This window comes from Paenarthrobacter sp. CC6, assembly GCF_040560085.1.
Lineage (GTDB): Bacteria > Actinomycetota > Actinomycetes > Actinomycetales > Micrococcaceae > Arthrobacter > Arthrobacter nicotinovorans.
Genome location: NZ_JARDAN010000004.1, coordinates 158973 through 178374 on the forward strand (window position 1 = coordinate 158973; position 19402 = coordinate 178374).

Annotated in this window: 18 protein-coding genes; 5 read left to right on the forward strand and 13 right to left on the reverse strand. The window is 64.3% G+C overall.

What is annotated here, in order from left to right; genetic code table 11:
- Positions 1-34: 34 nt before the first annotated feature.
- The 5 genes from PV760_RS02390 to PV760_RS02410 are packed head-to-tail and all read right to left on the reverse strand — an operon-like array spanning position 35 to position 5962.
- A complete protein-coding gene (locus PV760_RS02390; RefSeq protein ID WP_354627075.1) occupies positions 35-1486 on the reverse strand; it encodes an aldehyde dehydrogenase (NADP(+)) in 1452 nt (483 codons plus the stop codon).
- On the reverse strand, positions 1467-2621 hold the full coding sequence (locus PV760_RS02395) for a mandelate racemase/muconate lactonizing enzyme family protein (RefSeq protein ID WP_354627076.1): 1155 nt from the start codon (positions 2619-2621) through the stop codon (positions 1467-1469). The genes PV760_RS02390 and PV760_RS02395 overlap by 20 nt, the downstream gene beginning before the upstream one ends.
- Positions 2621-3526 carry a 5-dehydro-4-deoxyglucarate dehydratase gene (locus PV760_RS02400; RefSeq protein ID WP_354627077.1) on the reverse strand — a complete coding sequence of 302 codons (906 nt, stop codon included), beginning with the start codon at positions 3524-3526 and terminating at the stop codon, positions 2621-2623. Before PV760_RS02400 ends, PV760_RS02395 begins: the two co-directional genes overlap by 1 nt.
- Entirely contained in the window at positions 3523-4518 is a 996-nt protein-coding gene (locus PV760_RS02405) for an NAD-dependent epimerase/dehydratase family protein (RefSeq protein WP_275776076.1), read from the reverse strand. Before PV760_RS02405 ends, PV760_RS02400 begins: the two co-directional genes overlap by 4 nt.
- A 31-nt stretch (positions 4519-4549) precedes the next feature.
- Complete coding sequence (locus tag PV760_RS02410; protein WP_354627078.1) at positions 4550-5962, reverse strand: Gfo/Idh/MocA family protein; 1413 nt, start codon at positions 5960-5962, stop codon at positions 4550-4552.
- 180 nt (positions 5963-6142) lie between these two features.
- Here PV760_RS02410 and PV760_RS02415 point away from each other — a divergent pair, with 180 nt between their 5' ends.
- Positions 6143-7171: a LacI family DNA-binding transcriptional regulator gene (locus PV760_RS02415; RefSeq protein ID WP_039242795.1), complete on the forward strand. Its 1029-nt coding sequence runs from the start codon at positions 6143-6145 to the stop codon at positions 7169-7171.
- 69 nt (positions 7172-7240) lie between these two features.
- On the opposite strand, the gene PV760_RS02420 is transcribed toward PV760_RS02415, so the two are convergent.
- Positions 7241-7936 (reverse strand): FadR/GntR family transcriptional regulator, encoded by a 696-nt coding sequence (locus PV760_RS02420; protein WP_110503688.1) that lies wholly within the window; start codon positions 7934-7936, stop codon positions 7241-7243.
- A gap of 90 nt (positions 7937-8026) precedes the next feature.
- Between PV760_RS02420 and PV760_RS02425 the strand changes: the two genes are divergently transcribed.
- A complete protein-coding gene (locus PV760_RS02425; protein WP_354627079.1) occupies positions 8027-9358 on the forward strand; it encodes an alpha-hydroxy acid oxidase in 1332 nt (443 codons plus the stop codon).
- An 89-nt stretch (positions 9359-9447) separates the two neighbouring features.
- On the opposite strand, the gene gdhA is transcribed toward PV760_RS02425, so the two are convergent.
- Positions 9448-10785: an NADP-specific glutamate dehydrogenase gene (gdhA, locus tag PV760_RS02430; RefSeq protein ID WP_079580957.1), complete on the reverse strand. Its 1338-nt coding sequence runs from the start codon at positions 10783-10785 to the stop codon at positions 9448-9450.
- A 208-nt stretch (positions 10786-10993) separates the two neighbouring features.
- A complete protein-coding gene (locus PV760_RS02435) occupies positions 10994-11527 on the reverse strand; it encodes an ArsR/SmtB family transcription factor (RefSeq protein ID WP_018777009.1) in 534 nt (177 codons plus the stop codon).
- A gap of 177 nt (positions 11528-11704) precedes the next feature.
- Here PV760_RS02435 and PV760_RS02440 point away from each other — a divergent pair, with 177 nt between their 5' ends.
- On the forward strand, positions 11705-12181 hold the full coding sequence (locus tag PV760_RS02440) for a hypothetical protein (RefSeq protein WP_354627080.1): 477 nt from the start codon (positions 11705-11707) through the stop codon (positions 12179-12181).
- Positions 12182-12205: 24 nt separating this feature from the next.
- On the opposite strand, the gene PV760_RS02445 is transcribed toward PV760_RS02440, so the two are convergent.
- A complete protein-coding gene (locus PV760_RS02445) occupies positions 12206-13432 on the reverse strand; it encodes an acetoin utilization protein AcuC (protein WP_354627081.1) in 1227 nt (408 codons plus the stop codon).
- 102 nt (positions 13433-13534) lie between these two features.
- On the opposite strand from PV760_RS02445, the gene PV760_RS02450 reads away from it, so the two are divergent.
- Both PV760_RS02450 and PV760_RS02455 read left to right on the forward strand, forming a co-directional pair.
- Positions 13535-14968 carry a TrkH family potassium uptake protein gene (locus tag PV760_RS02450; RefSeq protein WP_018777012.1) on the forward strand — a complete coding sequence of 478 codons (1434 nt, stop codon included), beginning with the start codon at positions 13535-13537 and terminating at the stop codon, positions 14966-14968.
- A 40-nt stretch (positions 14969-15008) separates the two neighbouring features.
- Complete coding sequence (locus PV760_RS02455) at positions 15009-15647, forward strand: potassium channel family protein (protein WP_011775951.1); 639 nt, start codon at positions 15009-15011, stop codon at positions 15645-15647.
- Positions 15648-15712: 65 nt separating this feature from the next.
- On the opposite strand, the gene proC is transcribed toward PV760_RS02455, so the two are convergent.
- From proC to PV760_RS02475, 4 genes are all read right to left on the reverse strand, one after another.
- Positions 15713-16543, reverse strand: a complete 831-nt coding sequence (proC, locus tag PV760_RS02460; RefSeq protein WP_354627082.1) for a pyrroline-5-carboxylate reductase — start codon at positions 16541-16543, stop codon at positions 15713-15715.
- A 318-nt stretch (positions 16544-16861) separates the two neighbouring features.
- Complete coding sequence (locus tag PV760_RS02465) at positions 16862-17692, reverse strand: sugar phosphate isomerase/epimerase family protein (protein WP_018777014.1); 831 nt, start codon at positions 17690-17692, stop codon at positions 16862-16864.
- Between the two features lies 1 nt (position 17693).
- Positions 17694-18815 carry a Ppx/GppA phosphatase family protein gene (locus PV760_RS02470; RefSeq protein WP_018777015.1) on the reverse strand — a complete coding sequence of 374 codons (1122 nt, stop codon included), beginning with the start codon at positions 18813-18815 and terminating at the stop codon, positions 17694-17696.
- An 89-nt stretch (positions 18816-18904) separates the two neighbouring features.
- On the reverse strand, positions 18905-19339 hold the full coding sequence (locus tag PV760_RS02475) for an SseB family protein (RefSeq protein ID WP_281444486.1): 435 nt from the start codon (positions 19337-19339) through the stop codon (positions 18905-18907).
- Positions 19340-19402: the final 63 nt, after the last annotated feature.

The window sequence follows — 19402 nt, forward strand, 5'->3', positions numbered from 1 at the left end:
TGATGGTGACCCCGCCCCTTTCGTGTTGGGTGCGTTAGCCGAGCGTCAGGACGCCGTCCACGCGCCGCGGGATCCCCAGCGGGTTGGAGTCGTGCAGCGCCGGGTGCAGCACGCTCTCCGGCGCGTCCTGGTAGGCCACGGGGCGCTGGAAGCGGCGGACTGCAGTGGCGCCCACGGACGTGAACAAGGAGGTCGTGGCCGGGTAGGGGCCGCCGTGTTGCTGGGCCCAGTTCACGGCCACCCCAGTGGGCCAACCGTCGAACAGGACCCTGCCGGCCAAAGTGCTCAGCTGCTCCACCAGCGCAGACACGTCCTCGCCGGGTTGTGCGTGCACAGTGCCCGTGAGGCTTCCGGGAACCTTGGCGAGCGCGGCGGACAGTTCGTCCTGGGAGGTGTACTCGATCAGCAGCGTGGTGGGGCCGAAGCATTCCTCCAGCAACTCATCGGGGCGTTCCAGCACATTTGCGGCGCTGGTGGAGAACACCACAGGCGCAGCGCCGTCCGCCAGGCTGTCCTGCTCCACCGTGCCACTGACGACGGCGACTCCCGGCTGCTCAGCAACGTTGCGCAGCCCGTCCGGATAGGCTTCCGCGATGCGCTCGGTCAGCATGGCGGCTGTCGGCTTGTCCTTGCTGGCCTCGGCAAGGTGCGATGCGAAGTCCGATCCCGCCGGGATGAACACCAGTCCGGGCTTGGTGCAGAACTGGCCGGCGCCCTGGGTAAAGGAACCCGCCAGGCCTGCCGCTAGCTGCTGACCGCGTTCGGCGAGCGCGTCCGCAGTGATGACCACCGGGTTCAAGCTGCCCAGTTCACCGTAGAACGGGATGGGCTCCGGGCGGGACGTCGCGAGATCGAACAGCGCCCGGCCGCCGGGGATGGAGCCGGTGAAGCCTACTGCCTTGATGGCCGGGTCCTGGACCAGTGCCGTGCCGGCTTCGCGTCCGCTGACCAGCGCGAAGGTTCCATCCGGGGCTCCGGCCTTGGCCAGCGCCTCGGTGACGATTTCCGCGGTCCTCTGGGACAGCCGAAGGTGGCCCGAGTGTGCTTTGACGACCACCGGGCAGCCAACAGCCAGCGCGGACGCTGTATCGCCGCCCGCCACGGAGAACGCGAACGGGAAGTTCGACGCCGAGAACACGGCCACGGGACCGATCGGCCGCAGTATGCGGCGCAGGTCTGGCTTGGGCGGGGTGGCGGACGGGTCAGCGTGGTCGATGACGGCTTCGAGGTACGAGCCTTCAGTGATGACGTTGGCGAACAGGCGCAGCTGCCCGCTGGTCCTCGCCACCTCGCCCGTGAGCCGGACGGTCCCGAGGCTTGTTTCAGAGTCGGCGATTGCTACCAGTTCGGTGACGTTGGCGTCCAAAGCGTCGGCGACGGCGGTCAGCCAGGCCGCGCGTTCGGCGTCGGAAGCTGCTGCGGTCACCTTCGCCGCTGCCGTGGCTGCGGCCGTGACGGCGGTCAGGTCAAGAGTTGCTGTACTCAATGCGGTTTCCTTTGCTTTCGGGGGCTGAAGTGTCAGTGGCTTGCGTCGGCGGCAATGCCCCGGCGAACTCGAAGCCGAGACCGGGCAGGCCGGCTGAACTAAGCCTGATGGTGCCTGTCGTGTTGCTGATCCGCACCGGGGAAGATCCGGCCAGGATCCCGAGTTGGCCGAACGAGGCATCCTCCACGTCCTCCACGCTGACCGGCTCAGCCAAGGTGAGCGCCAACTGTCCGGAGAGCTCCGGAAGCAAGTGCGGTGCCACCCTGATGCTGTGGGTGCGGGCCAACTCAACGATCCTGCGGAATGGGGTGATGCCGCCCACCCGGACAATGTTGGGCTGGATGATGTCCACGGCTTCCGCTTCGATGAAGTCACGGAAGCGGTAGATGGTGTGGACGTTCTCACCCAGGGCAATGGGAACCGGCGAGTGCTTGCGCAGTCGCCGGTATGCCCAGAGGTCGTCGGCACGAATCGGTTCTTCCAGCCACTCCAGTCCGTACTCCCCCAAAACATCCAAGGCACGGAACGTGTGGGCGAGGTCCCAACGCTGGTTGGCGTCGATCATGAGCAGCCGGTCAGGGCCGATCACCTGGCGCACTGCGGCAACGCGCTCGGCATCCTCCCTGAGCTCGGGCTTGCCCACTTTGATCTTCACCGCGTTGTGTCCGGCAGCAACCCACCGCTGGGCTTGCTCCACGAGCTGTTCCAGGGAGTAGTGCAGGTTCACTCCGGAGCCGTACACCTCCACGGATTCCTGGCGCAGGCCCAGGAGCCCCGTGACGGACGTTCCCGCCTGGCGTGCTTTCAAGTCCCACAGGGCAAGGTCCACGCCCGCCATGGCGATGGTGGTCAGCCCTCCCCCGCCCGCTTCATGCAGCCGCTTCCACAGCTGGTCCCACACAATCTCCGGGTTCGCCTCGACGCCCCGGATGAAGGGGGCGATGTCGTGGTCCAGGAGGGCCTTCACTGCCTGGGGACCGATGGTCGGTGTCCATGAGAAGCCGTGGCCCGTGCCGCCGTCGTCCGTGGTCAGTTCGGTGACAATCACGTGGTTCTCGGGCGCCTCCGCGCCCCAACTGCGTAGCAGCGGCACCGTGATCAGCCGGGTGCTGAGGCCCGTAATGCGGGCGGTCATCAGCTGCCGGCCAGCTCGTGGCCCTTGGCCAGGATGGCCTTGAGTTCCAGGAGCTGTTCCTCGCTGGGATCAACCAACGGCGGACGGACCGGGCCAACGGGCAATCCGGCGAGCCTCAGGCCGGCCTTGATAAGGGAGACGCCAAAGCCGGGGGTCTGGTCGCGCAGGCGGACCAGCGGCGCATAGAAGCCCTCAAGCAGCGCGTGACGGCGTTCTTCGTCACCTGAGATGTAGGCGTCGTAGTAGGCCTTGGCGATTTCGGGGGCCATGGCGAACGCTGCCGACGAGTACAGCGGGATGCCCAGGCCACGGTAGGCACCCTGGGTCAATTCCGCAGTGAGGAGGCCGTTGAAGAGCGCGAAGTCCTTACGCCCGCTCGCGTTGATGGCCGAGACAATTTCCTGGGCCAGCCCCACGTCCCCGATGCCGTCCTTGAAGCCGACTACCTTCGGGTTTGCGGTGAGGCGGGTGATCGCTTCGGCCGTGAACTTGGCAGTTCCGCGGTGGTAGACGATCACGGGCAGGCTGCTCGCCGCAGCGATGGCCTCAACGTAGGCCACCACGCCGTCGGTGGGGCCGGTCACCAGGTAGGGCGGGAGCACCAGGAGGGCGTCCGCGCCGGCTTCCTCGGCCACCTTGGCAGCGGCAATGGCATGGCCCAGCGGGCCGCCGGCACCGGAGACCACGGGAACGGCACCCGCAACGGCCTCGACGGCGGCAGTCACCACGGTGCGGATCTCATCGAGGGAAAGCGCATGGAACTCGCCGGTGCCGCACGCCGGGAAGACGCCGCCCGGACCGAACGGGAGCCGTGAAGTGATGTGTTCCTTCAGCAGGGCAACATCAACGCTGCCGTCTTCGTCGAAGGGGGTGACGGGGAAGAACAGTACGCCGTCGAAATTCATGGTGTCTCCTTGGTTGCTCCCGCCGGGACCAGGCCGGCGGTGATCTCGTCATTGAGTGGTGCTCGGTTTGCGGCAGTGTCGGGGCCTTCGTAGGGCGGGGTGAGTTCGGTGCGCCAGGTGCGCTTCGGTTCCCAGCCCAAAAGGTCGCGGGCTTTGTCGATGGAGAACGCCGGGCTGGTGCCGGTCAAGTGTTGGGTCAGCGGGCCGCTGCCCGGCAGGAAGCGTGGGAACAGTTCCGCCAAGGGCGCTGTAGCCAGGGCATCCTTGGCGCCCACGAAGAACACCTCGCCGTTTGGGATGGAGTCCATCCTGTCCAGGAGAACGTCCAGGAAGTCGGCGACATCCCGGGCGTCCACGTAGTTGAACAGGGCCGGAGCGGACAGCGCGGGATCGTCCAGGCGTTCGCGGACTGTGTGGCCTTGCTGCGTGAGCGCTCCTTCCCACTCCTCCGGGGAGATCACGAAGCACGGACGGAAGGCCGCGTACCGGAGCTTGTCGCCCTGCGCCGCTGCGAACATCTGCACCGTTTGCTCGGCGATCAACTTGGACAGCGCGTAGGCGTTCCATGGCTTGGGCGGCGTCCGCTCGTCCAGGGGGAACGACGGCGGCAGCCACCCGGCCGGCGAGCCGTAGCCCAGGGCCGTGGGGCTGCTTGCTGTCACGATCTTCGGGACACCGGCGTCGGTGGCCGCGCTGATCACCGCGTAGGCGAGCCGCGTGTTCGTGCTGAAGATGACGTCCTCGGGTGCGCTGAAGGGTACGGCGATAGCAGCGAGGTGGATGACGGCGTCGGGTGCTGTTTCCCGGATCAGGCGTTCTGCCTCACCCGGCGCAAGAAGGTCTGCGGTGTATTGCCCGGCTCCGGCTGGCAGCTGTTCCGCCGGGATGGCGTCCCGGTCGACGGAAATCACCTCGTGGCCTGCTTCGGCGAGACCGGCCACCACGCTGCGGCCAAGCCTGCCGGAACCACCGGTGACGAAAATCCTGCTCATGATCTGTTCCTTGCGTTGGTAGGTGAACCGGTCAGGCCTGGCTGCGGCTGAGGTCAGCCCCGAGGCCAAGCTCGCTGATACGGACTGGAAGGTCTGTGTCCAGGGACTGGTTGCCGGCGATTCCCACGGACACCGAGCGAAGCCCGTCGATGTAGCCGGACGGGCGGCCCAGCGGGTCCTCGCCGGGACCGTTGAACAGGTCCGAGAGCAGCAGGTTGTCGCCGCCACCGTGACCACCCTCGCCATTGATGATGGGGACCTCGTAGGCAGCTTCCCAGTGTCGTTGGACAACCAGGCGTTCACCGTTACGGCGGACTGCGTCCTCTTCCTCGATGGGTGTCGCGCTCGGGTCAACCACAGTCTTCTTGTCGGTGCTGGACTCGACCGCGGCTCGTTCCACCACTTCGAGTTCCGCCCGGCCTTCAGTGCCGTTGACGGTGACGCGGTAGCCTTCCCACGGGCTGTGGGCGTTCAGCGAGTAGCTGAGTGTGGGGCCGCCCTGGTAGTCCACCACCAGTGCGAGGTTGTCTTCGATGGTGATGCCTTCGGTGAAGACGTCCTGGTCGCGGAGGTAGCCGTCAAACTTTTCGTTGTCGTAGTACAGGGCCTTCAGGCGTTCGTCCTCGCGCATGTCCAGACGGAAGGGGTCATGCTCAAGGCCATCAACGGTGCCACGCTCGGGACGGGAGCCCAAGCCACGCTCGGCAGCATTCTTGTCGCCGTAGAAGCGCAGGCCACCGGATGCGAACACGCGCTCCGGAACGTCGTTGATCCACCAGTTGACGAGGTCGAAGTGGTGCGAGGCCTTGTGGATCAGCAGGCCCCCGGAGTTCTTCTTTTCACGGTGCCAGCGGCGGAAGTAGTCAGCGCCGTGCACGGTGTCCAGGACCCAGCTGAAGTCGATGGACGTGACCTTGCCGATCACCCCGTTCTGGATGACTTCCTTGAGCGCGCTGTTTCGCGGCGAGTAGCGGTAGTTGAACGTGACCACCACGTTGCGGCGGGTCTTTGCGACCGCCTCCGTGATGCGGCGGCAGCCCTCAACGTCGATGGTCAGCGGCTTTTCAACCACGACGTCGGCACCGGCCTCAAGTGCCTCGACGATGTAATCCGCGTGGGTGTAATCGGGTGTGGTGACAATGACTCGTTCGATGCCGTTGGCCTGGATGAAGCCGGTCAGCTCGCCCGGCTCGAAGGACGCCACCGGCTGTGTTCCACCGAGTTCCTTGATGAGCTCCCGATAAAAGTCCACCCGGCCCTGGTTGACGTCCGAAAGGGCAATGAGTTCGGCGACATCCGCGTGCTGTCCGTAGATGGCCCGGATGTACATTTCCGAGCGTCCGCCGGTTCCAATCAGGGCGATCCTGGTCCGTTGGCGGCTGTCTGTCCGGGTTGCCGTTTCCGCTTCTGGGGTCCGGGTCTCGGCTGAGTCGACGTTGACCATGTGAATGCCCCTTTCAAAAGGCAGGAGTGAACCGTTTGACGGCCCGGGTTCGTGTGGAAGAATAACTGAGAAAGCGTTTTCTCGGAGGGATATAAGCTTTCTATCAAGACTCAGGTGGTCACGTCAACCACTGCTCCAACGACGGAGCACATGCGCGGCAGGCAAAAGGGAAGGGGCCACATGGCACGCAGGAACACCAACAGGCGCGTTGGGATTGCCGACGTCGCGGAGAAGGCCGGCGTTTCGCACGCCACGGTTTCACGCGTCATGAACGGTAACGCCGCGGTTGACCCCGGCATCGCCGCGCGGGTCCGTGCGGCTGCGGCCGAGCTCAAGTACCAACCCAACCCCGTGGGCCGAAGCCTGGCACTCGGGAAAACCGACACCATCGGCATTGTGGTCCCGGACCTGGCGAACCCCACCTTCCAGGCCATCCTGCGCGGACTCAGCATCGCAGCAGCCCAGGATGGGTACCGTGTCCTCATTGCCGACTCTTCGGAAGTCACCAGCGAAGAAGCGATCCTGGCCGGGGAGGCCCGGCGGCGCTGTGATGGCGTTGTCCTGTGCGCGCCCCGCATGGGCGATGCCGAACTTGAGGAACTGGCACCCACCCTGCACCCGCTGGTACTCATCAACCGGACCACTATTGCCACCAACACTCCGAGCCTGAGCGTGGACTATGGCCAGGGCATCCAGGAACTGGCGCAGCACCTGGTATCCCTGGGTCACCGCAGGCTGGCATTCCTTTCCGGGCCCGAGCACAGCGCTTCAAACCGGCAGCGGCTGGTGGGTCTGGACCAGTTCCGGAAGGAGCACCCGGAGATCGAACTGCAGATGCTCCCGGGAGGTTCGAACTTCGATTCGGGCCACGAATCCACGGATGCCATCATCGCCAGCGGCGCCACAGGCATCCTGGCCTTCAACGACCTCGTCGCCATGGGCCTGCTCAGTGGCTTGCACGAGCGCGGAATCCGCGTCCCGGAGGACATTTCGGTCACCGGCTTCGATGACATTCCGTTCGCAAAATACACCACACCCCCGCTCACGACTGCGGCCGTGCCCATCAACGAACTCGGGAGCCTGGCCTGGCGGAGGATGCGCGAACAGATCCAGCAGGCCGGCGATGCCCCCGTCCAGGCTCAGGACGAATTCTCGCCCAGGGTCGAGATCCGGAAGAGCACCGCAGCCCCTGCCCTCAAGCCCGCTTAGAAAGCAACGCGGGGTCACTTATGGCCCTTTCGGGGGGCTTCTATGGGCCATAAGTGACCCCGCGTTGCTCTATGACCCGTGGGACGAGCCCACTCCGGCTTCTTTGTAGAAGCCTTGGATGTGGGCCGCCACCAGCGCAGCCGCCGTGCCGCCGTCGTTGTTGTTCACCGCGGCGAGGATGGCCCGGTGTTCCGCCCTCAGCCTGGCGCACGTGGCACTCCAGTCGGGCAGGTTCCCTGTCAGCTCACCCGCATAGTTTTCGATCGCGCCCCGCAGCGACGCCATCATCGCACTGACGACGGCGTTTCCCGCCGCCTCGGCGAGGGCAACGTGGAAGCGGGCGTCGAGAGCCAGGAACGCGTCGACATCCTGCTCGGAATCCATCTGATCCAGCAGACCTGCGGCCTCCTCCAGCGCCGGAACACCCGTCTTGGCACGCTCCGCCGCCCAGGATTCCAGAAGGACCCGCGTCTCCACGATATCGGCCACGGGGAGATGGCGCGTGGCCACATGAAGCCGGAGGGTGGATCCCAGCGCAGAGCCCGGTTCCGCGATGACCACGGTCCCGGCGTCCTTCCCCGAACCAACGCCCGCGCGGACCACACCCATTGCTTCGAGAATCCTGACTGCTTCCCGGACGGAAGTCCGGGACACCTGCAGCTGCTCCGCCATGGTCCGCTCGCCGGGCAGGCGCCCTCCGAGCGTGAGGTCGCCGTCGGAGAGCTGCTTCTCGATCCATTGCAGGACAAGTTCGTGGGTACGCATAACGGAATACTAGTTGATGTGGTCCGACCACATGGATTACAGTGTGGTTAGACCACAGTGGCAGGACCACAGAATTCAAGGGAGAACCGCATGACCGACACCCTCGATCCCAAGATCACCGCCGCCCCCGCAAATGCCGGGAGCGACGAAAACGTGAGCCGCCCGCCCCAGCCGCGACCCGCCGTCGTGCAGCCTCCGGCACTGAAGCGCCGCATCCCCAAAGTCTCGGACCTTGCCCCGCTGATGCAGTTCAAGAAGCCGGAATTCAGCAAGACCGCACGGCTGAAGCGCGCCAGCACCATCTGGGAATTGCGGGACATCGCCAAGCGCCGCACTCCGAAGGCTCCGTTTGACTACACCGACGGTGCCGCCGAAGAAGAAATCACGCTGCGCCGGGCACGCCAGGCTTTCCAAGACATCGAGTTCCGCCCAGGCATCCTCCGGGACGTATCGCGGATCGATCTCCGCACGGACATTCTCGGCAAGGAATCACGCCTCCCCTTCGGCATCGCACCCACCGGGTTCACGCGCATGATGCAGTCCGAGGGCGAATACGCCGGCTCGCAGGCCGCTGAGGCCGCGGGTATTCCCTACACCTTGTCCACCATGGGCACCGCCTCCATCGAGGATGTCGCCACCGCTGCCCCGAACGGCCGCAACTGGTTCCAGCTCTACCTGTGGACCGACCGCGACCGCTCGCTCGAACTGATCGAACGTGCCGCCAAGGCAGGAAACGACACCCTCATGGTCACCGTGGACACTGCTGTGGCCGGGGCGCGCCTTCGCGATGTCCGCAACGGCATGACCATCCCGCCGGCGCTGACGGTGAAAACGGTCCTGGACGCGTCGTACCGTCCGGCGTGGTGGTTCAACTTCCTCACGCACGAACCCCTCACATTCGCGTCCCTCTCGCGCTACACCGGTACGGTTGCTGACCTCATCAACTCCATGTTCGACCCCACCCTCACCTATGAGGACCTGGACTGGCTCCGTGAAACCTGGAAGGGCAAGCTGGTGGTCAAGGGCATCCAGACCGTTGAAGACGCCCGTAAGGTAGTGGACCACGGCGCCGACGGCATCATCCTGTCCAACCACGGCGGACGGCAACTGGACCGCGCGCCGATCCCCTTCCACCTGCTCCCGGACGTCACCTCGGCATTGAAGGCAGACAACAGCCAGGCCGAAATCATCCTGGACACCGGCATCATGAGCGGCGCCGACATCGTGGCCACCTTGGCCCTGGGCGCCGACTTCGCACTGATCGGCCGTGCCTACCTTTACGGCCTGATGGCCGGGGGCCGTGAAGGCGTGGACCGGACCATCCAGATCCTGGAGAAGGACATGACCCGGACCATGGCACTCCTGGGCGTCAGCAAGGTCTCGGACCTGAACCCGGACCACGTGCGGCTCCTGCAGCGCTGAGCGCAGCCAAGCACATACACCCGAGCACAAAGCTGTAGAGGCCGTTTTGAATATTCAAAACGGCCTCTGCTTTTGGATTTGGGGAGGGGCTAGATCAGGCCCTGCGCAAGCATCGCATCGGCCACCTTGACGAAGCCACCGATATTGGCCCCCACCACGTAGTTTCCAGGCGCCCCGTATTCCTCGGCAGTCTCGGCGCAACGGTCATGGATACCCACCATGATCTCGGTGAGGCGCTGCTCGGTGTGCTCGAAAGACCAGGAGTCACGGCTGGCGTTCTGCTGCATTTCCAGCGCGGAGGTCGCAACACCGCCGGCGTTGGCGGCCTTGCCCGGACCGAACAGGATCCCAGCTTCCTGGAACACGGATACGGCCGAACGCGTGGAGGGCATGTTGGCGCCCTCGGCCACGGCGATCAGTCCATTGCTGACCAGCTTGGCTGCGGCCTCGCCGTCGAGTTCATTCTGGGTGGCGCACGGCAGCGCGACAGTACCGTTCACATCCCATACGGAACCGCCGGCAACGTGGCTGGCACCCGGCCGCCGGGCAGCGTAATCGGTGAGGCGCCCGCGCTCGACCTCCTTGATCTGGCTCAACAGCGCGACGTCGATCCCCGCCTCGTCCACGATGTAGCCGGCCGAATCGGAGCAGGCCACCACCGTGGCACCGAGGGACTGCGCCTTGGCGATGGCGTGAATGGCGACATTGCCCGACCCGGAGACCACCACACGCTGGCCGTCAAAGGACTGGCCCTTGGTCTTGAGCATCTCCTGGGCGAAAATCACGGTGCCATACCCGGTGGCTTCGGGACGGACCAGGGAACCACCCCAGGAAATGCCCTTACCCGTGAGGACGCCCGATTCGTAGCGGTTGGTGATCCGCTTGTACTGGCCAAAGAGGAAGCCGATTTCGCGGCCACCCACGCCGATATCGCCGGCCGGAACATCGGTGTACTCGCCGATGTGACGGTACAGCTCGGTCATGAAGGACTGGCAGAAGCGCATGATTTCGGCGTCGGAACGTCCGCGGGGATCGAAGTCCGAGCCGCCTTTGCCGCCGCCGATCGGCATGCCCGTGAGGGCGTTCTTGAAGATCTGCTCGAAACCGAGGAACTTGACGATGCCCAGATACACGGAAGGGTGGAAGCGGAGTCCACCTTTGTAGGGTCCGAGCGCGGAGTTGAACTCCACCCGGAAGCCGCGGTTCACGTGGACGCGTCCGGCGTCGTCGGTCCACGGGACGCGGAAGATGATCTGGCGTTCGGGTTCGCACAGGCGTTCCAGGACGGCACCCTCCAGGAACTCGGGATGACGGTCGTGCACCGGGCCAAGGCTTTCGAAGACCTCACTGACGGCCTGGTGGAATTCCTTCTCCCCCGGGTTCCTCGCCAAAACAGTGTCGCGGACGGCTTCGAGCCTTGAATCCATGCGTCTTCCTAACCTCGGTGCGCCGGCCAGCGGCGGGACGAATCAGTCCCGCCCATGGTTGCACCCGAGGACATAGGATCTCCATCCGGAGCCAATGTGACCCTCCGGATGGAGTTAACACAACCGTAGAAAATCACCGATAAATCAAGGAACCGGAAGGTTAACAAGAACTCACAATGTGACGAGGATCACGTTAGCTGGAGGCTTCTCAGCGTTTGCGGCCGAACTTGGGGAGGTTGGGCAGATTCGGCAGATTGGCCAACAGGTCAGCAGCCTTGGTGGCGGCCCGGCCCACGGTCCGGCCGATTTGCTGGGGAACGGTATCGTCGGACGCCGGATCGAGTGAGACGGGCGTGCCGCTTGCGTGGACCTTCGCGGCCTGGTTGATTGCCTCGGGAAGGGTCGGCGTCTCAACCGGGGCGGCTGCAGGCTCGACGGCAGCCGGCGCAGCGGCAGGCGCGACGGCGGCGGGAACCGAGGGACCGACGTCGAACGTTTCGAGCCAATTGGCGACGCCGGCCAGCGGCTTGGGATTGAGCGCGTAGAAGCGCTTCTGGCCCTGGGCGCGCATGCTGACGAGATCGGCCTCGCGGAGCACCTTCAGATGCTTGGAGATAGTGGGCTGGCTCGCAGCCAGTTCCTCCACCAGTTCGCCTACTGCTTTATCCCCAGAGCGGAGGGAGACCAGGATGTCGCGCCTGGTTGCCTCAGCTATGACGGCAAATACGTCGTCAGTCACCATGCCTTACACCCTAGCGACATATACGCCGATTGGCATCCCTGTTTCTTTGTGATGCGGCGGGTTTCGTTGTGATGCGGCGGCAGTTCGTTGACCCTCCCCATGGCTGGTGCTACAACAGAGTCACGGCCCGTCCGGGCTCCCAGGGCCCCGGCCGCCCAGAGCGCGGGGTGAGTGGCAATGAGTGACTTTTTTCGGCGGCACATCTTCAACATCATCGCCGCAGTCTTCCTCGCTTTGTTCGTCCTCGTGTGGACTACTGTGCTGCTGCGGGTCGGGACCTGGGTGCCCACCGGCGGCGCCAAAGCCCCCGAACTCAACGGCGCCCTGGTGACCGCGGCGGGAGTCCTGGCGACCTCGCTGAGTTCCCTGACGGCGTCGGCCTTGGGTTTCACCATCGCCGAAGTCAAGAGCGGGAACCAGAAGGCCGGCGACCCGAATCCCGTGATCCGCCCGTCAGAGGTGGCCATGAAACTCTCTGGCCGGGTGATTTTCGCCATCATGGTCTACATGACCATGGGGATGCTGGTCCTGGTGGTCTGGTTGTTCAAAGGACAGGCATCCACGGATCTGATCGGTGCTTTCGCCCTGTCCCTGCTGGGCTGGCTCATCGGCGCAGCGGGAGTGGTCTTCCAAACGGAAAGGACCGAGCCCTAGCTTAAGGACCCCACGAACCGCGCCTTAGTCGAACCACGGATCCAATCCATACAGCGGGAAGATTTCCTTACGGGTCGCTATGACCGTCCGGTCAACCTCGTCCGCGGGATCGTAGCCAACCTCCCAGGAGCGCCACCAGACGTCAACGTCGTCACCCATCGACTCCGGCGCCGTCACTCCGTACGTTTCCTTCACATAGGTCCGCCAGGCTTCCGGCACCGGGGTGCTGAGCGGCACAGGGCGCTGCGTCACCATGCCGATCAGGTGGCTCCACGCGCGCGGCACAACGCCGGTGACGTCGTAGCCGCCTCCCCCGGTGGCGATCCAACGGTTGTCGCAATAGCGGGCAGCAAGGCTCGCGACGGCGGAAGCGGCCTCGCGCTGTCCGTCGATACTCAGGTTGAGGTGCGTCAGGGGATCGTTCCGATGCGAGTCGCAGCCGTGCTGGCTCACGATCACCTCAGGTTGGAAGGCTCCCACCAGCTGCGGAACCACAGCATGGAAAGCCCGCAACCAGGCGGCGTCCCCAGTGAACGTCGGAAGCGCAACGTTGACTGCAGTTCCGCTCGCGTCCGGCCCACCGATTTCGTTGGCGAAACCCGTTCCGGGGAACAGCGTGAGGCCTGTTTCGTGGAGACTGATGGTCATGACGCGGGGGTCGTTCCAGAAAATACCCTGCGTGCCGTCCCCGTGGTGGGCGTCGACGTCGATGCTCACCACGCGCTGCACACCGCCGTCGAGCAGCCGCTGGATGGCCATGGCGACATCGTTGTAAACGCAGAATCCGCTGGCCCGCTCCCGGGCGGCGTGGTGCATGCCGCCGCTGAAGTTCACGGCCCGCACAGCGCGGCCGGAAAGGATGGTGTCAGCCGCCAGAAGCGATCCTCCGGCCAGGCGTGCGCTGGCTTCATGCATTCCTGCAAAGGCGGGGTCGTCTTCGGTGCCCAGGCCACGGTCTTCCTCCGGAGTGGACGGGTCTTCGCTGACGCGGCGCACCGCCGCCACATATCCGGGGCTGTGGACAGAAAGAAGTTCGACGTCGGTCGCGACGTTGGGTGCCTCCACCGCCACATGATGGTGTCCGAAGAGTCCCAACGATTCTGCGAGGCGGGCTGTCAGTTCCAGCCGCTGCGGAGCCATGGGATGGCCCGGACCAAAATTGTAGGCAGTCATGGCTGGATCCCACACCACCGTCGTTGGCAGTGCGGACCGCGTAATGCTGGAAGCAGCTGTTCCAAGCCTGGAGTTCATCCAGAACAGGCTACCTGAGGCTGGAACGCCTCAACGCCCGGTTACGCGCGCGAATAGTGGTTTACTACTCAGGAAAGCTTGTTTCAACCAAGGAAGAACGCCATGTCCCACAGCCAGTCGCGGTCAACGAGCCCGAGCAACTGGCAACCCATTCAGCAGGAACGCGAAGGTCTCTGGATCTTCACGCGCGTGCGTGACTTCATCGACAACATTGCCAACACCTCACCGGCGCGTTTGGCACTGACGGTGTTCGCCGTCGTCATCCTGTTCTTCACTGGATTGCTGTCCCTTCCCGCGGCCTCGACGGAAGGGGTGGTGACGCCACTGCACCAGGCTCTGTTCACTGCCGTATCGAGTGTCTGCGTCACCGGGTTGACTGTGGTTTCCACAGCCACGCATTGGACGTTTTTCGGCCAGCTCGTCATCCTGGTCGGCATCTTCGTTGGAGGCTTGGGCACCCTCACGCTGGCCTCCCTCCTGGCCCTCATGGTCAGCAAGCGGCTCGGTGTGCGCGGCAAGCTCATCGCACAGGAAGCCATGAACAATGCAGGCCGCCTCGGTGAAGTGGGTACCCTGCTCCGAATCGTGATCGTGACCTCGGTGGTCATCGAAGGGGCCCTTGCGCTGGCCCTGATTCCGCGCTTCATAGTGCTCGGCGAAGACTTCTGGCAAGCGGTGTGGCACGGGGTTTTCTACTCGATCTCTTCTTTCAACAACGCCGGTTTCACGCCCCACTCGGACGGCATCGTGCCCTACGAAACCGACCTCTGGATACTTGTGCCCCTGATGCTCGGGGTCTTCCTCGGCAGCCTGGGCTTCCCGGTAGTGATGGTGCTGCAGCAGAACGGGCTCAACTGGAAGAAATGGAACCTCCACACCAAGCTCACCATCCAGGTTTCCTTTATCCTGCTCGTCGCCGGCACAGTGCTCTGGGCCATGATGGAGTGGGACAACGTGCGGACCATCGCGAACATGGACCTCGGCGACAAGATCACGCATTCGCTCTTTGCATCCGTAATGACGCGTTCGGGCGGCTTCAACCTGGTGGACCAGAACCACATGGAATCCACCACCATGCTCCTCACCGACGCACTCATGTTTGCCGGCGGCGGGTCCGCCTCCACAGCAGGTGGCATCAAAGTGACCACCATTGCCGTCATGTTCCTTGCCATCATGGCCGAAGCCCGCGGTGACGCCGATGTGAAGGTCTACGGTCGTACCATTCCCCAAGGCACCATGCGTGTGGCCATTTCGGTGATCGTTGCTGGCGCCACCTTGGTATCCGTGGCAGCATTCTTGTTGCTCTCCATCAGCGGAGCGTCGCTGGACCGGGTGCTTTTCGAATCCATCTCCGCCTTCGCCACCGTGGGACTCAGCACCAACCTCAGTGCCGAGCTGCCGCCGTCGGGAGTTTATGTACTGACAGCGCTGATGTTCGCCGGACGCGTCGGCACAGTAACCCTTGCAGCCGGCCTGGCCCTGCGCCAGCGCAGCCAGCTGTTCCACTACCCGGAAGAGAGGCCAATCATTGGCTAACACCACGGGGGCTGCCAACCGCCCCGCACACAATGCCCCAGTGCTGGTCATTGGCCTGGGCCGGTTCGGCTCTGCCACAGCCGAGCAATTGGTGAAGCAGGGCCGCGAAGTTTTGGCCATCGAGCGCGACCGCACGCTGGTTCAAAAGTGGGCCCCTGTGCTGACGCACGTTGTGGAGGCCGATGCCACCAACATCGATGCCCTCCGCCAATTGGGTGCCCAGGAGTTCAGCTCCGCCGTAGTGGGCGTGGGCACCTCCATTGAATCGTCCGTGCTCATCACCGTGAACCTCGTGGACCTCGGCATCCAGCACCTCTGGGTCAAGGCCATCACCCCCTCGCACGGCAAGATCCTCACCCGCATCGGCGCCAACCACGTGATCTACCCGGAGGCCGACGCCGGCGTGCGCGCCGCCCACCTGGTATCGGGCAGGATGCTGGACTTCATCGAGTTCGACGACGACTACGCAATCGTCAAGATGTACCCGCCCAAGGAAACGGTTGGCTTCACGCTGGAAGAGTCCAAGGTCCGTTCCAAATACGGTGTGACGATTGTCGGCGTGAAAACCCCCGGCGAAGACTTCACCTACGCCCGGCCGGAAACCAAAGTGTCCGGCCACGACATGTTGATCGTGTCCGGACACGTAGACCTGCTGGAGCGGTTCGCCGCCCGCCCGTAGCCACTGATTTTCTGGTACAGCAAACGCCCTTCCGCCGCTCGCGGGAGGGCGTTTGCCGTAGGGAACTAGCCGAGCTGCTTGGTGATCTCCGCTGCGCGGGCCGCTGCAGCCCTGGCGCCGTCGGCAATGATCCTGGGGATCCCGCCGTCGTCAAATGCCATGATGGCGCGTTCAGTCGTGCCGTTGGGGCTCGTGACGGCGATGCGGAGCGCACGCGGGTCCGCCCCCGGTTCGGCCAGCATGAAACCTGCACCGGCCACCGTCTCGCGTGCCAGCATCAGGGAGAGTTCTTCGTCCAGGCCAAGCTCCACGCCCGCAGCAGCCATTGCTTCAGCCAAATAGAACGCGTAGGCCGGGCCCGAGCCACTGATGGCCGACAACGCGTCCACCTGCTCTTCGGGAACCTCAACCACCTTGCCGGCACCGGCCAACGCCGTTTTGACCTTCTCCAGCTGTTCCGGCGTGCAGTGCGTTCCAGGCGAAACAGACACGACGCCGCGGCCCAGCCTGGCAGGGGTGTTGGGCATCGTACGGATCACCGGCTGGCCTTCCGGCAGCGCCGCCTCAAGCTGCGCGATGGAAACGGCTGCAGCGACGCTCACCACAATGGTGTCCTTCGACAATGACGGGCTGATTTCCCGGGCAAGATCCGCAATGCCCACTGGCTTCACTCCGAGGATGACCATCCCGGAACCTTTGGTGGCCAGCTTGTTGTTGTCCGGTTCTTCTTCGCCGGCGATCGCCATGACGCCGTGCCGCTGGGCAAGTTCATCGGCGCGCTCCGGCCGGCGAACCGTTGCCACGATGTCGGAGGGATCCGCGCCCGCTGCGAGCAGACCCCCCATGATTGCCTCGTTCATGGATCCACAGCCAAGGAAAGCGATTCGGTTGCTCATGGCTCCATCATTGCAGCAGACCTCGGACAGGGTCGAATGGGTTCCGGATTCACAGCTTGTTCCCAAGGTTATTGCAGGCAGTACCCATGCTTGGTCCGTAACTTAGTAGTTACCTCATTGAGGGTGCGAGTGATGAGGCGGGCATGGGGATGTCCGCCAGCAGCACCGGTGGCCGGGCGGGTTTTCCCCCATTTCCCGATTCGGCCGCCGGTGCTTTCGCATTTAAGAGCCTGTTCAGGCGCCGACAGGCAGCCCTGAACTGTTCGCTTGGCCCGCCGTGGAACGGCAGGCCAAGCGAACAACCCGGGAAATTAATGCCTAGCCACGCTCCGCGTTCGCCGGGATCGTGAGGTGCTGCCGGGCGAAACGCAGGGTTTCGGCGAGCATCTCCTCCCGCTCCCCCGCCACCTTCGCCTTGCGGGTGGAAATCTCTGCCACCACAACGCCGTCGAAGCCGGTGGCTGCCAAGTGCTGCAGGGCATCCGCGCACTGTTGGGTTCCCGTGCCAGGAACCAAGTGTTCGTCCTTGCCCGATCCCGAGCCGTCCGTCAGGTGGACGTGCCTGAGTTTGCTTCCCAGGGCCTTGATGGCCTCCAGGCTGTTGGCTCCCGCAGTGGCGGCGTGCGAGAAGTCCCACGTGACGTCGTCGTAATCCTGTCCCAGCGGATCCCAGTGCGGCAGGTAAGCCACCGCTTCCCGGCCCCGCACGCGCCACGGATACATGTTCTCGACGGCGATGCGGACCTGGTAGGTCGTCGCGATCTCACGGACGCCTTCAACGAAGTTCTCCGCGTAGTTGGACTGCCAGCGGAAAGGCGGATGGACCACCACGGTATCGCAACCCACTTCAGCGGCCATCTGGCAGGATTTCTCGATCTTGTTCCACGCCGTGCCCCACACCTGCTGGGTCAACAGCAGGGTGGGTGCGTGGATGGAGACGATCTCCTGGTTGTAGCGGTGGCTGAGCTGGATCAGGGCAGCGGGGTCCTGGCTCACGGCGTTGTTGGTGACCATCACTTCAACGCCCTCGTAGCCCAGGTCCTGGGCGACGGCGAAAGCGTCATGGACACTCAGGGGATAGACGGAGGCGCTGGACAGCGCCACTGGGATCTGGCGGTCATTCACTTCAGGTTCGACGTCGTTGCTCATCTCAGGAGGCCAGCCCGCCTGCCGCGGGGGCTGGAATGGGGGAAGGGGCAGGGGTATTTACCGGGACCGGAAACTCTTTCACATCCGGGTGGGAATCTTCATATTCGGCGCTTCGGCCGTCTTCCTTGGCCGCTTTCTTTTTTGATTTGTCCTTCTTCCTTTTCCCCACGTGGGGTGCGGGGTCGAGGGCTTCCTCAAAAACCAATTGGTCCAGCCGGCGCAGGATCAAGCCTTCCCGCAGTGCCCACGGACAGATCTCCATGGTGGGGAATTCGAAAAGTTCCAGCGCCGCTTCAGCGACCAGGGCACCAGCCAACAGCTGGCGCGCCCGGGCATCCGAGACACCTGGGAGGTACAGCCTGTCTTCCACCGTCATGGCCGAAATCCGTTGCGCCCACAAGCCCAGGTCCGCCGCATGGAGCTCGCGCTTCACGTAGGGTCCGGCGGCGCTGGGGGCAGCGCCGGCAATGCGGGCCAGTGAACGGAAGGTCTTGGATGTGCCGGCCACAAGATTAGCGCGGCCGAGTTCGTGGAAGTTGCGGACAACGGGCTTCAAGGTGGAGCGGATGTAGCGCCGGAGTTCCTTGACGCTTTTGGCGCTGGGAGGGTCGTCGTGGAGCCAGTCCCGCGTCAACCGGCTGGCACCCAGAGGGACCGAGGTGGCGAACTCCGGGAGCTCGTCTGTGCCGTAAGCCATTTCGAAGGAGCCGCCTCCGATGTCCAGGTCCAGGATCGGCCCGGCGCCCCAGCCATACCAACGGCGCACGGCGAAGAACGTCATGGAGGCTTCTTCGCTGCCTGTTAGTTCCTGGAGGGTCACAGTGGTTTCGTGCTTGACCCTGGCCAGGACCTCGGGCCCGTTGGTTGCCTCCCGTATGGCCGAGGTACAGAAGGCCAGGAGGTCCTCCGCTTTGTGGCTGGCCGCGAACTCCCAGGCCTCCAGGACGAACTCGATGAGCTCATGCTGGCCGGCGTCGTTGATGTTGCCATCACCGTCGAGGTATTGCACCAGTGACAGCGGACGCTTGTGGGAGGCGAAGGCTACCGGGCGCGCGCCGGGGTGGGCGTCCACCAGCAGAAGGTGGACGGTATTGGACCCGATGTCGAGAACGCCAAGACGCATTCTGCCATTATTCACCGATTTGAAGCCCGGTAAGCAACTTGGCGGTGACGTTTCGCCGACGCGAAGGAAGCCAGCTGCCTGGCTTACTTCTATTCCGCCTGATCTGCTGCCTCGTCCGCCCGCTTGAAGTCGCGGCGGATATTCGCGATGCCCTCAGGGTCGATTTCGAAGCCGAATTCGCTTCCCGGGTTGATGACCATGCCGAGCTCATCACCGATGTTTCCAAGGATGGCTGAACCCATGGTGCCCAGGACGTGCGGTGCGGCCTCGAGGAAGCGGTCGTCAACGCGGCTGGGGTGGCTGAACACTGCAAGAACGGGTTGTCCGTCGGCGTTCGAGAGCACCAACGGCTCAACCGAGGAGTCAGGTCCGTCCACCGCTTCCGAGCTGACGAGGTAGACCTCGTTGTTCAGGAAAGCGAGGATGACGTCCACGGGGTTCGCGTCCGGCTGGTCGGCCAAGGCGAGCTTCGCCTCGAGGTCGTTCAAGGGTCCGTTGTCCGGGGCATCCGTCTGTTCAGTCATGGTTCTACTCGACCACGATGACGGCCGGGACGCAATTCGCGAATGCTTCCCGGCCGACGTCCC

Bases quoted from the DNA above. Each gene is read 5' to 3' on its own strand.
- PV760_RS02415 (WP_039242795.1), top strand. From the start codon at position 6,143: ATGGCACGCAGGAACACCAACAGGCGCGTTGGGATTGCCGACGTCGCG.
- PV760_RS02445 (WP_354627081.1), bottom strand. From the start codon at position 13,432: ATGAACTCCAGGCTTGGAACAGCTGCTTCCAGCATTACGCGGTCCGCA.
- PV760_RS02395 (WP_354627076.1), bottom strand. From the start codon at position 2,621: ATGACCGCCCGCATTACGGGCCTCAGCACCCGGCTGATCACGGTGCCG.
- PV760_RS02475 (WP_281444486.1), bottom strand. From the start codon at position 19,339: ATGACTGAACAGACGGATGCCCCGGACAACGGACCCTTGAACGACCTC.
- PV760_RS02400 (WP_354627077.1), bottom strand. From the start codon at position 3,526: ATGAATTTCGACGGCGTACTGTTCTTCCCCGTCACCCCCTTCGACGAA.
- PV760_RS02435 (WP_018777009.1), bottom strand. From the start codon at position 11,527: ATGGTGACTGACGACGTATTTGCCGTCATAGCTGAGGCAACCAGGCGC.
- PV760_RS02405 (WP_275776076.1), bottom strand. From the start codon at position 4,518: ATGAGCAGGATTTTCGTCACCGGTGGTTCCGGCAGGCTTGGCCGCAGC.
- PV760_RS02450 (WP_018777012.1), top strand. From the start codon at position 13,535: ATGTCCCACAGCCAGTCGCGGTCAACGAGCCCGAGCAACTGGCAACCC.
- PV760_RS02410 (WP_354627078.1), bottom strand. From the start codon at position 5,962: ATGGTCAACGTCGACTCAGCCGAGACCCGGACCCCAGAAGCGGAAACG.
- PV760_RS02465 (WP_018777014.1), bottom strand. From the start codon at position 17,692: ATGAGCAACGACGTCGAACCTGAAGTGAATGACCGCCAGATCCCAGTG.
- PV760_RS02420 (WP_110503688.1), bottom strand. From the start codon at position 7,936: ATGCGTACCCACGAACTTGTCCTGCAATGGATCGAGAAGCAGCTCTCC.
- PV760_RS02425 (WP_354627079.1), top strand. From the start codon at position 8,027: ATGACCGACACCCTCGATCCCAAGATCACCGCCGCCCCCGCAAATGCC.
- proC (WP_354627082.1), bottom strand. From the start codon at position 16,543: ATGAGCAACCGAATCGCTTTCCTTGGCTGTGGATCCATGAACGAGGCA.
- PV760_RS02440 (WP_354627080.1), top strand. From the start codon at position 11,705: ATGAGTGACTTTTTTCGGCGGCACATCTTCAACATCATCGCCGCAGTC.
- PV760_RS02470 (WP_018777015.1), bottom strand. From the start codon at position 18,815: ATGCGTCTTGGCGTTCTCGACATCGGGTCCAATACCGTCCACCTTCTG.
- gdhA (WP_079580957.1), bottom strand. From the start codon at position 10,785: ATGGATTCAAGGCTCGAAGCCGTCCGCGACACTGTTTTGGCGAGGAAC.